This window comes from Proteiniphilum sp. (assembly GCF_040307845.1).
Classification (GTDB): Bacteria; Bacteroidota; Bacteroidia; order Bacteroidales; family Dysgonomonadaceae; genus Proteiniphilum.
The window spans coordinates 14,012-27,806 of record NZ_JAWRIS010000019.1; the positions used below are offsets into that span (position 1 = coordinate 14,012).

Here is a 13,795-nt window from a genome sequence, read left to right on the forward strand (position 1 = left end):
AGATGAAGATATTGGTTACCGGCGCTGCCGGATTTATTGGTTTTCACGTCGTACAGGAATTGGCCCGGCAGAGATACGACGTAGCCGGACTCGACAATATCAATGCTTACTACGATGTCCAACTGAAATATGCCCGTCTGGCTGAAACGGGCATACCCCGGGAAAAAATAAAAGAGGGTGAATGGGTACAGAGCGATACATACCCCACATACCGTTTTATCCGGATCGACCTGACTGATGCCGAAGGGGTTCTCGCACTCTTCCGTGACGAGCAATTCACACATGTCCTCCATTTGGCTGCACAGGCGGGGGTTAGGTATTCCCTTGAAAATCCGCTTTCATACATCAATTCCAATATAGTGGGGTTTACCCACCTGTTGGAGGCGTGCCGTGCCTACCCTGTCCGGCATCTGCTTTACGCCAGTTCCAGCAGTGTGTACGGTGACGACACTCCCACCCCGTACAAAGAATCCGCACAAACCGACCATCCCGTAAGCCTTTATGCGGCGACCAAAAAAGCTGGTGAACTGTTGACCTACTCCTATAGCAAACTTTATGGAATAGCTGCTACCGGCATCCGTTTTTTTACGGTTTATGGGCCGTGGGGGCGACCCGACATGGCTCCCTGGCTGTTTACATCGGCCATTACAGAAGGAAGACCGATCAAGGTTTTCAATAACGGGAAAATGCAACGTGACTTTACCTATATCGACGATATTGTGGAAGGGATACTCAGAATTATGCCCGCCCCTCCGCAAGCCGATATTCCCCATGTTATATACAATATGGGCTGCTCATCTCCCGTGCAATTGATGGATTTCATCCGTATCATCGAAAAAACCGCCGGAAAACAGGCTATCAAGGAAATGACAGATATGCAACCCGGCGATGTGGTATCTACTTACGCCGATACATCATTACTCGAACGACAATTTGGCTATAAACCCCGCACGTCGATAGAAACCGGGATCAGGAATTTCTACGTCTGGTTCAAGGAATATAGTCATAAACACCCGACATAGTGAATACAAATATTTGTCATAAAATATGAGCATATCATGATAAAGTAGGGATAAAAAATAGCGATTTTAGAGATAAAATTTCACTTATTCTTTGGAAGCCCGTTCCATAGTGCAGGCGGGGTTCACACAGCAAATGAACACGCTTAAGATGTCCGTAAAGCAGTGGTTTAACGGCTATGTAGGCAATGATTATCTTAACTCCTCGTATGCATCCGGCAGTAATTTCCCGTATATGGAGCAGGAAATTGTCATAAAAACAGACCCAAATAAAACGTTATTTTATCCCCCCAGACACCACATATCGGGCAAATATCGGGCAAGCTACCAAAATAAAAAAAGCTAACCATTTATATATAGAACGATTAGCTTTCTTAAAAGTACTCGGAGCGGGACTTGAACCCGCACAACCGTAATGGTCACAAGATTTTAAGTCTTGCGTGTCTACCATTCCACCATCCGAGCGTACCTGGAGCGGAAGACGGGACTCGAACCCGCGACCCTAACCTTGGCAAGGTTATGCTCTACCAACTGAGCTACTTCCGCAATAATATTTTAAATTTCACCAGAACCTCTGTTCCGAGCTTTCCTTGCCAAGGTTAGTTTCCTTTTCCTTTTTGGGGCAAGGTTATGCTCGACTTTTTTGCGACTGCAAATGTAAAGATGTTTCTCCGTATTTCAAAGCAATACGGAAAATTTTTACATTCATATTTTTAATTTATCCCGGAAAACCGCAAAAAGAATGATACACGCGGAAAACAGAACACAGGAATAAAAAGGATTTATGCAACCGGCTAATTGATTACACGATAACTGCCATCTTGCAGAAGAATCACATTATATCGCTGCAAAGGTTCGGTTGAAGGCCCCGACTCCACATTCCCGATACCAAACATGGTTACAAAAACAGAACCACATGATGTACACTTCACTTTACCGTTATACCCCTTTTCTTCATAATCCGGATTTATAATTATCTGCTTATTGTCTTCATGAGGGCAACAAAGATCAAAGGCATGCAAACCGCCGTTCGCATCGGTAACAACCAACACGCCGGCATAACCAAAACGATCTGTTGATGAATGTGCCTCGCTCTCTGTAAATATTTTATAGGTGAGATAGTTTTTCAGGATATGGTCGGCGCCATCCGGATCGATCCTGAAGTTCACCGGGGCATAAGGAACAGTCTGACGGGGTGCTTCGTCCCCGCAGGAAGCAACCACCAGAAAAATGATTAAAAAGAAAACATCCGTTCGTTTCATCATCACTTATACCAATTAGTCTCCCACTCTCCCACCTAATCACTCAGGCACCTAACCACTCAGGCACCTTTCTCAAAGCGTAGCTCCGTCGAGGATGGCATCAATCTGTTGTAGTTCTTCCGCTGAGAAAGAGATGTTCTCTAACGCTTTCAGATTATCCTGCAATTGTTCCAGATTGCGTGCTCCTACAATAAGAGAAGTAACCCTCTTATCCCGCAACGCCCACGCCAGAGCCATTTCAGCCATGGTCTGTCCTCGAAGTGCAGCCATCACGTTCAACTGTTTCACCTTATCCACCAGCAATGCGGTCACCTGTTCTTTCTGAAGGAACCCGGAAGGATTGGCGGCACGTGAATCTTCAGGAATTCCGTTCAGATATTTACCGGTAAGGAGTCCCTGCGCCAACGGTGAAAAGGCAATAAATCCGGAACCGAACTCATCGGTGATATTCAGAATATCCTTTTCAGGCAGACGATTGAACATACTATACTTATCCTGAAAGATGAAACAGGGGACATCTCTCTCTTTCAGATAGTGCATCGCTACCCGTGCCTGGACGGGAGGATATTTTGACAGGCCTATATAAAGTGCCTTTCCCTGTCGCACGATATCTACCAGCGCCTGCATGGTCTCCTCCACCGGTGTATTGGGATCGTAACGATGTGAATAGAAAATATCGAAATATTCTAATCCTGTCCGCTTAAGACTTTGATTGATGCTGGCCATAAGATATTTCCTCGATGAGCCGTCGCCATACGGACCATTCCACATCAGATGCCCCGCTTTGGACGAAATGATCATCTGGTCGCGATGGGAAGAGAGATCCTCCTTTAGGATCTTTCCGAAATTCGATTCTGCCGAACCGGGGGGTGGGCCGTAATTATTTGCCAGATCGAAGTGGGTTATACCCTGTTCAAAAGCATGGATAACCATTTCACGTGCTGTACCATAATCATCGGCAAATCCGAAATTATGCCAGAGTCCCAGTGATATTTTAGGGAGTTGTACACCACTGTTTCCGCAATAAGAATAGTGCATCATATTCTTTCAATTTAAAAGGTTCATACAATAAACAAGTTCCAACCGGCCCTTGTTTAACAAAATATTTCATTGCATTTTCTTTTCAATCTCCGCATCCGACACCACGCTGATTATAACCTGACCATCAGGGGTGTAGGTAGGAGAAGGTGACGCAAAAAGTTGACTCACCACAAGCAACATCTCCTCAGCAGTCAATGTTCTTCCGTAAGGAATGGCGGTCATATTGGCCAATGAAAGTGCTATGGACTCCTGTACTTCCGATTTCACATCACTTCCCGTCTCCATACTCTTTCCGATCATGGAACGGACCAGTGGAGCCGGAGCAGTATTTTCAATTTCGGAAGGAACAGCCTGTATGGCAAAACTGCAATTACCCAGATCGCCCAGTTCAAAACCCAGTGCCTCCAAATCCTCCAGAATGGAAGGCAAGGCAGCTGCTTCGGATACAGAGAGGTCTAATACTTCCGGGAATAACACCCGTTGAGAGATCCCTCTTTTGTTCTTTATCTGCTCCAGATACTTATCAAAGAGAATACGTACATGCGCCCTGTGCTGATCGATAATCATCAGCCCCGATTTCACCGAAGTAAGTATATATTTTTGTTTATATTGATAATGTTCAGGCGAAAGTTCCGTTTCAGGCAAATTATGATCATTTTCGGCCGGTTTGAATAGTGTGGAGGAGGAGTCTTTTTCAAATCCTTTGTAAAGTTGCTCCCACCCGAAAACAGGGGTTACCGGCTTCGGGGTTTCAGCACGATGGCTGTGAAAAGGATTATAACCGGGGTCGATGTTCACTTTCGGCATTGACGCAGAATGAGATGGATTATAAATCGGTATCTCGGGTGCGTCATCCCTGTCGAAGTCGATCGTAGGGATGGCATTGAATTTTCCCAGCGACTCTTTCACTGTTACCATGAGTATCTGCCAGAGAGCCTGTTCATTCTCGAACTTCACCTCGGTCTTGGTAGGATGAATATTCACATCGATCGTATCGGGATCGACCTGAAAATAGATATAGTAACCGGGTTTCTCGGTGGCGGCAATAAGCGGCTCAAATGCGGTGGTAACCGCCTTATGGAAATAAGGATGCCGGATATACCGGTTATTCACGAAAAAGAACTGGTTTACCTTTCCCTTTCTGGCAAATTCGGGGCGGGTTATATAACCGTAAATCTTTCCAAGCGTAGTCTCTTCACTGATTTCGATCAATTGCTGATTCGTATTTTTCCCCTCTATCTGGACGATACGTTGCCGCAATCCGGTCCTGGGCAGATGAAGCGTCTCCACTCCGTTTTCTATGAACGTGAATTCCACATCGGGGTTGACCAGTACGATACGTTCGAATTCCGTGAAAATATTCCGCCGTTCAGTTTCGTTGGATTTCAGGAATTTTCTCCGGGCCGGCACATTGAAAAAAATATTTTTCACAGTGATTGAAGTTCCCGCGGCCGCGGCCACGATCTCCTGCTTTTCGACTTTCGATCCGGAAATGACCAGCCACGATCCCAATTCATCTTCTTTCCTGCGACTCTTCACCTCTATATGGGAGATCGCGGCAATAGAAGGCAAGGCTTCCCCCCGGAATCCCATCGTAGTAAGTGAAAACAGGTCGTCGACATTTCGTATCTTGGAAGTGGCATGACGCTCGAAAGCCATCCGCAGATCGGTGGCCGACATCCCTTTGCCGTCATCAATTACCTGAATAAAAGTACGTCCGGCGTCTTTTACACTGAGAATGACATGTGTAGCACCGGCGTCGAGGGAGTTCTCGATCAGTTCCTTCACTACCGATGCAGGGCGTTGTATAACTTCACCCGCAGCTATTTGGTTGGCGATGGAATCCGGAAGGAGATGAATGATATCAGTCATAGTGTAATCAGTACTGTTTAGCGCAAAAACCAGAAAAAGAAGATTGCAAAAAGAATCACCAAAATAATAATAAGCAGTCCATTATTGGTAAAAAAAGAATTTCTTCCGGAACCTTCCCGATCCTTTCGTTTTTTTAAATGACGCGTCTGGGAAACAAATTCCGTCTTAAAATCTTTCCTTTCGACCGGTTTTTCTTCCGGCAGTACGCCCATCTCCCTCTTCACCTTCTCGATCCGGTCCTGCAGGTTCTTCTTGCGTTCCTCCTCTTCCGGATTGTAAAGGATAGGCGTATAATTGAATTTACGCGGCTTCCGGTTATTATAAAAAAAGAAAACACCCATAATAAGCAACTGTTGGTTTGTAAATATAAAAAGGTCAGAGCGTGATATCTTCTCTCTCAAAACGTCCCCTACGCGGTTCGGTAGCTTCGGAGCTACGCCGCTCATTAGGACGGAATATATCATCGGGGCCGGCAGGACGCAAATAATTGAGCCAGACAAACTGTTTCAAGCGTTTCTCTTCGGGTTTTAACAAGGGAAGTGGAGTGAGGACTCCCGTAGTTACCGGATAGGCTTTTAATTTCTTAATCTTGTTATTTTCCGTATCTATCTCCAGGTAAGCACTCTCCATCTTGTTCAACCCGATGATGGTACTGTCTTCCTGTTCCGCGTAGTATAACGACACGGCCTCCCCTTCCACCAGGATATGATAGAGTTCCCCATCCCGAAAGAAAGCGGTCATATCCCTTCCGCTCAATTGATTGAACTGATCCTCTTTCCACCTCTCCTGTACAGAAAAGGCATAATCCCTTACAACGGCTTTTTCGATGGTGGAGTCGTTCAGGAAAATATCGATCCGATTTCCCAGCACCTGATTATTATCACTCCATATCACAGGATCACCTATCATATAAAGTATAGAGTCAGCTGAAGCATAGTGCAGCGAGTCACACACACCCTGGATATCAGAGCGATAAAACCGCACATCATAAAAAGCTTTGACATCCCGGTATATTGAGTCGGTTTTCATGATGAGCGTATCCCCGTGCACAAACAGGCTGTCGCCCTGGGAGTAGTCGATCGCATACGCCATATCGGTAGCCATCCCGTACTCCGTTTTTTCTTCATAGTAACCATAATTTCCCCGCAGGATAGTCTTTTGTGCCTTGTCTTCGAGGAACATATCTCCAAACACCTCTCCCACCCCCGTTTGACGGTTATAGAGGATTGTATCCCCGATAAGCACTTTGGTTCCGTCATTGCTATACACTTCCGAGCGGTCCAGCAATTTGGAATCATCTGTCACGGTATTATACCATCCGTTGCTTGTATGCACATAACCACTGTCCGATACAATACGTGAAGGCCCCAGAATATCGGCTAATTTCGACTCGGTATTGTATTTTAGCGTATCGGCGTAAATAATATAGTCTATATTAACCAGTTTCACACTGTCGCTGAACAGTGCTTCCTTGGTTTCCGGACTATATTGCCCCCAATAAGAAGTAAGCTCGTTCTTCTCATCTACCAGCATCCCGCCATCAAAGTAATACCCGAGATTGGCCATCCGGTCGTAATCAAGGCTGTCGGTAAAGAGTGTAGCCGTCCGGTCTTCCATCCTAATATTGTCACGAAGCCGCGCCAGCCGGGTATTCCCGTCGTAATGCAGGTAGTCGCCATAGACAAAAATGGTATCGCCCTGCTCCATTCTCACATTACTGAATGCTTCAAACGAATTAGCCTGCTGATAAAGGTAAGCGCTATCACAATACATATATGCCCCCTCATGGTAGAAAACCACACTACCCGTAAAAATCTGGGCATCGAGTCCGTCTCTCTTGCTCAAAAGATCTGCCTGCCTCATTTCCACAATCTGCACCGGCGGATCCGCGGCGGATTGTTGCGGGGGAGGCACCTGCGCATAAGCCGAGGCCATAATAAGCGATAGCAGTCCCAACAAAAATATGCCTCCGCTGAAAGATTGCAAGCGTTGTTTCTTCATTGCTGTAAGAGCACAGTTATTTTAGCCAATCCTTGTATTTATATTCGCACCCCTGCCATTCCGGGTCTATACGGACGTAAGTTTTCCGGATCTTATCCTGCAGCCATTCATCCACCAGTTTCTGTTGCCTGGCATTCTCGGCCATCTGTTTGATAGTCTGATAATCGTTATTGATATTGGCTTTATGCCCTTCGTTACGGTCAGTGATTTTAATCATGGCAGCCACTTCCCGTCCCTTGTCGTTGATCATAATAAACGGTTGCGATACCTCTCCTTTCGCCATCTCGCCTGCAATTTTTGCTATATCCTGGTTCAACTCGTTGAGAGGGAACCGGGGGGTACCCGCGTTCACACTTCTGGGAGTATTATTCACCATGATCCCCCTGTTATTCCGGGTATCTTTATCGGCAGAGAGATAAGTAGCCGCATCGTCGAAAGTGATTTTTTCATCCATGATCCCTGTTCGGATGGAATCGAGACGGATCTGCGCCGTGTCGAGCGATACCTTAGGCACTTTGGGTTTCAGCAGTATATGCCGGAAATTCGCCATATCGTTTCTCCGCTCGATCAACTGGATAATGTGGAAACCATATTCCGTTTCCACCACATTCGATACTTTTTTCGGATCGTTCAGGGCAAAAGCCACATTCGCGAATTCGGGAGTTAAAGTAGAACGACTCATAAAACCGAGTTCTCCTCCTCTCATCGCAGATCCGTCCTCGGAATGGAGTATGGCCAATGTGGACATAGTATTCTTCCCGCTGGTTATCTGCTCGGTATAGTCACGCAACTGCGCCTTCACCTTATCGATCTCCGCCAACGGAATCTCCGGTTCCACAGTGATGATCTGTACTTCCAGCGTTGTCGGAATAAAGGGCAGACTATCCTGCGGAAGACTGTTATAATACTTCCGGATTTCGGAAGGGCTCAATTGTACGTGCCCGAAATGTTTTTGCTGCACTCCTTCTATAAGCTGCTGTTCGCGGAGCTGGTCCCGCATATCTTCCCGGATGGCAGTGAGGCTCTTCCCCCAATATTCTTCCAGTCTCTCCGCAGAACCTACCGAAGCGATATACTCATTCATCATATATTCGAGCGAGCGGCTCACCTGAGACTCCTGCACTGTAATGCTGTCCAGTTTCGCCTGGTCGAGAAACAGCTTCCTGATGGCCAACTGTTCAGGAATAAAACAATAGGGATCACCTTCAATTCGCTGGTTCTGCATCAGTATCTCCTTGCGGTACTCCTCTACCTCCGACTTCAGGATCGCTTCATCGCCAACCACCCATACGATCTCGTCGACTATATTATTCTGGGCAATCATCAGGCCGGGAACGAATAATAACGCCGTAAAAAAGAACAATATCTTTACTGAATATTTCATTTCGATTTTCATTTAGAACAAAGAATAAAGAGCAAAGAACAAAGACATTTGATAAACTAAGAGGGAATAGATTGCACCATCATATCTTCAAATGAATGTTCATACTCATTTCATAAGTCAATCTGTTTAAAATAGTGGTGTAAAAGTAATGATAATCCCATTAGCAGCAAAATAGTTTCATGGTTAAAAGTAGTTATAAAGGGTGGACAACATACAAACGAGCAGAGACGCCATTAGGGGCGCCTCTGCAAAAATATCAAAATTGACCGTTCAACCTTCAATAGCTGCCTGGGCTGCGGCCAGACGTGCAATAGGCACACGGAACGGTGAGCAGGATACATAGTTCAGTCCCACCGTATGGCAGAACTTCACCGACGAAGGCTCTCCCCCATGCTCTCCACAGATGCCGCATTTAAGGGTGGGCTTCACTTCACGACCTTTCTGCACAGCCATTCTCACAAGCTGCCCTACGCCATTCTGGTCGAGAACCGCAAACGGGTCATGTTTCAATATCCCCTTATCGATATACATCGGCAGGAACTTGGCCACGTCATCACGGCTATAGCCGAATGTCATTTGGGTAAGGTCGTTCGTGCCGAAGGAGAAGAAATCGGCTTCCTTGGCGATCTTGTGCGCCGTAAGCGCTGCACGCGGTATTTCGATCATCGTGCCGATCTTGTATTCCACCGAGTCGCTCTTTTCTGCAAATACTTTCTGGATAGTATTCTCGATGATATCCTTCTGTGCTTTGAACTCATAGACAATCCCGGTGAGGGGAACCATGATTTCAGGACAGGCAGTGATACCCTCTTCCTTCAACTCGATGGCCACTTCCATAATGGCACGTGCCTGCATCTCGGTAATCTCCGGATAGAGGTTTCCAAGGCGGCAACCACGCAGACCAAGCATCGGGTTCGATTCCAGTAACCCTTCTACCCGTTCGTGAATATCTTTGTAAGAAATTCCCATCACCCTGGCCATTTCCATCTGTCCCTTTTCATCGTGGGGAACAAACTCATGCAACGGAGGATCGAGCAGGCGAACAGTAACGGGCAGACCGTCCATCGCCCTGAATATTCCGTCGAAATCTTTTTTCTGCAACGGGAGCAGTTTTTCCAATGCTTTCCGGCGTCCATCTTCATCTTTGGCGAGGATCATCTCCCGCATGGGTATGATCTTATCTTCTTCAAAGAACATATGTTCCGTACGGCACAAACCAATACCTCTGGCACCGAAATTGCGGGCCACTTTGGCATCGCGCGGGGTATCAGCGTTGGTTCTCACATCCATACGGGCATATCTGTCGGCAATCTCCATCAATTCGTTGAAATCGGCATCCAGTTCAGCATCCTGGGTTTCTATCCGGCCTTCATAGACCAGACCGGTAGAACCATCCAAGGAGATCCAGTCTCCTTCTTTCAGTTCCTTGCCATGGATGGTCATGGTGCGTTCCTTATAGCTGATCACTACATTATTGGCAGCCGAAACGCAACATTTACCCATTCCTCTTGCCACTACGGCAGCATGGGAAGTCATTCCGCCCCGTGCGGTAAGGATTCCTTGCGCAGTAGCCATACCACGCAAATCTTCGGGAGATGTTTCAATACGGCAAAGGATTACTTTTTTACCTCCTTTACTCCATTCTTCGGCTTCATCGGCATGGAATACTATCTGGCCGGCAGCTGCGCCCGGGGAGGCAGGCAGACCATTGGTCAGCGGTTTAGCCTTGGCGAGTGATTTTTTATCAAAAACAGGGTGGAGCAACTCATCCAACTTTTCAGCGTCGCACCGTTTCAATGCAGTTTTTTCATCTATATATCCCTGATGGAGCATATCGATAGCGATTTTCACCATTGCAGCACCGGTACGTTTACCGCTACGGGTCTGCAGCAACCAGAGTTTTCCATCCTGGATAGTGAACTCAAGGTCTTGCATATCCTTGAAATAGTCTTCCAGTTTCTGTTGTACCTCAATGAGATCCTTTGCACATGCGGGAAGCGCTTCTTCGAGAGAAGGATATTTGGCTGCACGTTCCTCTTCCGAAATACCCTGCAGCTTTGCCCAACGACGAGATCCCTCGATAGTGATCTGCTGCGGCGTACGTACACCGGCAACCACATCTTCACCTTGTGCATCGATCAGGTACTCTCCATTAAAAATATCTTCGCCGGTAGCAGCATCACGGGTGAAAGCAACCCCTGTGCCGGAAGTTTTACCCATATTACCATATACCATGGCCTGCACATTGACAGCGGTTCCCCACTCTTCAGGAATATTATTCATCTTACGGTAAAGGATTGCGCGTTCATTCATCCAACTGTTGAATACGGCACATACGGCTCCCCATAACTGATCCCAAGGGTCTACCGGAAAATCGTTACCGGTATTTTGTTTTACGGCTGCCTTGAATTTTGTGACAAGTTCTTTCAGGTCGTCAGTGGTAAGATCAGTATCCAGTTCTATCCCTTTCGCTTCCTTCACCTCATCCATAATCTCTTCGAACGGGTCGATATCTTCTTTGCTTTGGGGTTTCATTCCCAACACTACATCACCATACATCTGCACAAAACGGCGATAGGAATCCCATGCAAAACGTTCATTGCCCGACTTTCCGGCAATTCCTTCCACGGCATCATCATTCAGACCAAGATTCAGTACGGTGTCCATCATCCCCGGCATAGATACACGTGAACCGGAACGGACAGATACCAGGCAAGGATTTTCCTTGTCTCCGAATTTTGTTCCCGTCAGTTGTTCTATCTGGGCTACTGCTTGCTCAACTTCCTCTTTCAGGAGACCCACCACATAATCTCTACCCAATTCATTATATTCCGTACAGACCTCAGTAGTAATGGTAAAACCCGGAGGAACGGGAACGCCAATTAGATTCATTTCGGCAAGATTCGCACCTTTCCCTCCAAGGAGGTTTTTCATATCTGCCCGCCCTTCAGCAGCACCGTTTCCAAAGGTATAAACTCTCTTTTTTTTCATTTTAATGTTAAGTTATGACAAGTAAATGTTAAAGTATTATTGTTTCTTTCGTTATATTCTGCAAAAATAGCAATTTATCTAAAATATAAGTCATTATGATAGATTACTTTTCTCTATAAGATTCTTTATTGCATCATTTTTACGGAATCAGGTTTGAACGGCATCACGGAATCCGGGTTCAAATATTTTATTGAATCCGGCTCCAAAAGTTCCACGGAATCAGGATGTAAAGGTTCTCCGTTCAAAGTATCCAGGTCAACCGCCAAAGTGTCTGTTTCTAAAAAGGGTGACGGTCTATCTCCAAAAGATATATTATATAATTGAATATGAGGCATTACAACAGTTGAGTCCTGCAAGCGAACAAAACCTCTTATTTCTGTGATCGTATCTCCCGCAATATACTTGGATCCTGAGAGCTCATAAGTTTTATTTTCCAATATTTTCTGGAATCGATAAATGGTGGTGTCAGAATAAACCAATGTAAGCAAAGATGTAAAGGGAGAAGAAAACCAGGATGGAATTCCTATTGCACTGAATGTAAACAGAAAATCGTCGCCGGCAACTTTAGAAGAAATTTCGGCAGAATCCAGGCGGAACTGGAATCCTCTTTTGGTATCAGGCATTGAGAAAATATAGAAAGGAGGCAGATAGGAAGGTGACAATAGCGCAGGGGTTCCTTGTCCCTGGTTCTGCTGCGCTACCATAGCATCGATCTGTTGCCGGGTCCGCTGCAAACGGGCCTTTACCGAATCATTCATCTTCAGATAGAGGTCGATCCTGTCGGAATACCACGACAATGAAGTATCCCACTGAGCCTGTGTGGTTTTATGTGACCGGAATACCTTATTGATGTATGCTTCTTTCTGCTCAGGAGTATTGAAATTCTGATAATCGTTTTCTATGGTTGCCTCAGCAATATACACGTCATACATCAGCCGTTCCATTTGCTTTCTGTTCAATACCTCTTTGGGACGGTTCTGACAGGAATAGGCCAGTCCGCCTAACAGGATAAACAGGAACAAATATGCCACACTCTTTCTATTTTTCACTTCCGAATTGCTGATCTTGTTCTTCTTTTTCCAGTTTTTCACGCTCATTCTTCGAGAGCAATGAATAGGATAATGTCCTTCTATAACAAAGCAGTATCAGGATAACCCCCACTGTAATAGCCGAGTCGGCAATATTAAATATAAACCGGAAGAAAAGGAATTCCTCTCCCCCCAGAAAGGGTATCCAATCGGGATATGTGCCGCTGACCATCGGAAAGTAGAGCATGTCCACCACTCTGCCGTGAAGCAGGGATGCATACCCTTCTCCCCAGGGGACGAAAGAGGCCACATGTCCCGGATAACTTGCTTCAAAGATAACACCATAAAAGATGCTGTCAATGATATTTCCCGAGGCTCCGGCAAGGATCAGTGCCACACAAGCAATAAACCCACCCTTATAATTCCGCTTTATCAGCCGTGACAGATAAACAACAATAAAGACTACGGCAATGATACGGAAAAGCGAGAGAAACAATTTTCCTCCCGCCTCAATACCGAATGCCATACCGTTATTTTCTACAAAATAGATCTTGAACCAGTCGAAAACATCAATGGTATCATACAATCCCATATGCGTTTTTACCCATATCTTGGAAAGTTGATCGATGAGGAGTACCGCCACAACAACGCCAATGGCAACCCATCTATTTTGTATACTATTCTTCATACGATTCTTTGCTCTTTTTATGGGCATAAAAAACCTGAAAGAAGCGCCGCTCCTTTCTCCAACTTTCGCTGATTCCGCCCACATTTCATTGGAGAAGTGTTATTTTTTCTTCTGCGACTTGGCCTCAATACTCAATGTGGCATGGGGCACAGCACGAAGACGTTCTTTCGGGATCAGTTTACCGGTCTCACGACAAATTCCGTAGGTTCCGTTTTCAATACGCACCATGGCTGCCTGCAGATTCTGGATAAACTTCATCTGGCGCTGTGCCAATCTTCCAGCCTCCTCTTTGGAGAGGGTAGATGCCCCTTCTTCCAACACTTTATAGGTAGGGGAGGTATCTACCGTATCGTTGCCATCGGCATTGGTGACTGCGGCACGGTAATTTTCATACTCCTGCCTGGCTATCTGCAATTTTTCATTAATAATAGCGCGGAATTCTTCCAATTCCTCGTCTGAATATCTCGTTTTCTCGCTCATAATAAATCGTTGTTTATTCTGCCTAATAT

At 45.9% G+C, this 13,795-nt stretch carries 11 protein-coding genes and 2 tRNA genes; 1 reads left to right on the forward strand and 12 read right to left on the reverse strand.

Going from position 1 to position 13,795, the window contains the following annotated elements:
- Nucleotides 1–2: 2 nt before the first annotated feature.
- Nucleotides 3–1,022 (forward strand): NAD-dependent epimerase/dehydratase family protein, encoded by a 1,020-nt coding sequence (locus ABV001_RS04445; RefSeq protein WP_352421712.1) that lies wholly within the window; start codon nt 3–5, stop codon nt 1,020–1,022.
- A gap of 378 nt (nt 1,023–1,400) precedes the next feature.
- On the opposite strand, the gene ABV001_RS04450 is transcribed toward ABV001_RS04445, so the two are convergent.
- The 12 genes from ABV001_RS04450 to ABV001_RS04505 form a co-directional block, all read right to left on the reverse strand.
- Nucleotides 1,401–1,484 (reverse strand) — tRNA-Leu (locus ABV001_RS04450).
- Nucleotides 1,485–1,489: 5 nt separating this feature from the next.
- Nucleotides 1,490–1,565, reverse strand: a tRNA-Gly gene (locus tag ABV001_RS04455).
- Nucleotides 1,566–1,813: 248 nt separating this feature from the next.
- Nucleotides 1,814–2,284, reverse strand: a complete 471-nt coding sequence (locus tag ABV001_RS04460) for a Rieske (2Fe-2S) protein (RefSeq protein ID WP_352421713.1) — start codon at nt 2,282–2,284, stop codon at nt 1,814–1,816.
- Between the two features lie 69 nt (nt 2,285–2,353).
- Complete coding sequence (locus ABV001_RS04465) at nt 2,354–3,322, reverse strand: aldo/keto reductase (RefSeq protein WP_352421714.1); 969 nt, start codon at nt 3,320–3,322, stop codon at nt 2,354–2,356.
- A 66-nt stretch (nt 3,323–3,388) separates the two neighbouring features.
- Complete coding sequence (mutL, locus tag ABV001_RS04470) at nt 3,389–5,194, reverse strand: DNA mismatch repair endonuclease MutL (protein WP_352421715.1); 1,806 nt, start codon at nt 5,192–5,194, stop codon at nt 3,389–3,391.
- 17 nt (nt 5,195–5,211) lie between these two features.
- Nucleotides 5,212–5,535 (reverse strand): hypothetical protein, encoded by a 324-nt coding sequence (locus tag ABV001_RS04475; protein WP_323426014.1) that lies wholly within the window; start codon nt 5,533–5,535, stop codon nt 5,212–5,214.
- Between the two features lie 34 nt (nt 5,536–5,569).
- Nucleotides 5,570–7,195: an OstA-like protein gene (locus ABV001_RS04480; protein ID WP_352421716.1), complete on the reverse strand. Its 1,626-nt coding sequence runs from the start codon at nt 7,193–7,195 to the stop codon at nt 5,570–5,572.
- Between the two features lie 16 nt (nt 7,196–7,211).
- Nucleotides 7,212–8,579 carry a peptidylprolyl isomerase gene (locus ABV001_RS04485; protein ID WP_352421717.1) on the reverse strand — a complete coding sequence of 456 codons (1,368 nt, stop codon included), beginning with the start codon at nt 8,577–8,579 and terminating at the stop codon, nt 7,212–7,214.
- 270 nt (nt 8,580–8,849) lie between these two features.
- Nucleotides 8,850–11,570 carry a pyruvate, phosphate dikinase gene (gene ppdK, locus ABV001_RS04490; protein WP_323426001.1) on the reverse strand — a complete coding sequence of 907 codons (2,721 nt, stop codon included), beginning with the start codon at nt 11,568–11,570 and terminating at the stop codon, nt 8,850–8,852.
- 125 nt (nt 11,571–11,695) lie between these two features.
- Nucleotides 11,696–12,667: a DUF4296 domain-containing protein gene (locus ABV001_RS04495; RefSeq protein ID WP_352421718.1), complete on the reverse strand. Its 972-nt coding sequence runs from the start codon at nt 12,665–12,667 to the stop codon at nt 11,696–11,698.
- Complete coding sequence (locus ABV001_RS04500; RefSeq protein WP_352421719.1) at nt 12,609–13,286, reverse strand: lipoprotein signal peptidase; 678 nt, start codon at nt 13,284–13,286, stop codon at nt 12,609–12,611. Before ABV001_RS04500 ends, ABV001_RS04495 begins: the two co-directional genes overlap by 59 nt.
- Nucleotides 13,287–13,385: 99 nt before the next feature.
- Nucleotides 13,386–13,766, reverse strand: a complete 381-nt coding sequence (locus tag ABV001_RS04505) for a TraR/DksA family transcriptional regulator (protein WP_323425998.1) — start codon at nt 13,764–13,766, stop codon at nt 13,386–13,388.
- Nucleotides 13,767–13,795 lie beyond the last annotated feature (29 nt).

Coding starts and splice junctions, on each gene's coding strand:
- ABV001_RS04445 (WP_352421712.1), top strand. CDS start 3: ATGAAGATATTGGTTACCGGCGCTGCCGGATTTATTGGTTTTCACGTC.
- ABV001_RS04460 (WP_352421713.1), bottom strand. CDS start 2,284: ATGATGAAACGAACGGATGTTTTCTTTTTAATCATTTTTCTGGTGGTT.
- ABV001_RS04465 (WP_352421714.1), bottom strand. CDS start 3,322: ATGATGCACTATTCTTATTGCGGAAACAGTGGTGTACAACTCCCTAAA.
- mutL (WP_352421715.1), bottom strand. CDS start 5,194: ATGACTGATATCATTCATCTCCTTCCGGATTCCATCGCCAACCAAATA.
- ABV001_RS04475 (WP_323426014.1), bottom strand. CDS start 5,535: ATGGGTGTTTTCTTTTTTTATAATAACCGGAAGCCGCGTAAATTCAAT.
- ABV001_RS04480 (WP_352421716.1), bottom strand. CDS start 7,195: ATGAAGAAACAACGCTTGCAATCTTTCAGCGGAGGCATATTTTTGTTG.
- ABV001_RS04485 (WP_352421717.1), bottom strand. CDS start 8,579: ATGAAATATTCAGTAAAGATATTGTTCTTTTTTACGGCGTTATTATTC.
- ppdK (WP_323426001.1), bottom strand. CDS start 11,570: ATGAAAAAAAAGAGAGTTTATACCTTTGGAAACGGTGCTGCTGAAGGG.
- ABV001_RS04495 (WP_352421718.1), bottom strand. CDS start 12,667: ATGAGCGTGAAAAACTGGAAAAAGAAGAACAAGATCAGCAATTCGGAA.
- ABV001_RS04500 (WP_352421719.1), bottom strand. CDS start 13,286: ATGAAGAATAGTATACAAAATAGATGGGTTGCCATTGGCGTTGTTGTG.
- ABV001_RS04505 (WP_323425998.1), bottom strand. CDS start 13,766: ATGAGCGAGAAAACGAGATATTCAGACGAGGAATTGGAAGAATTCCGC.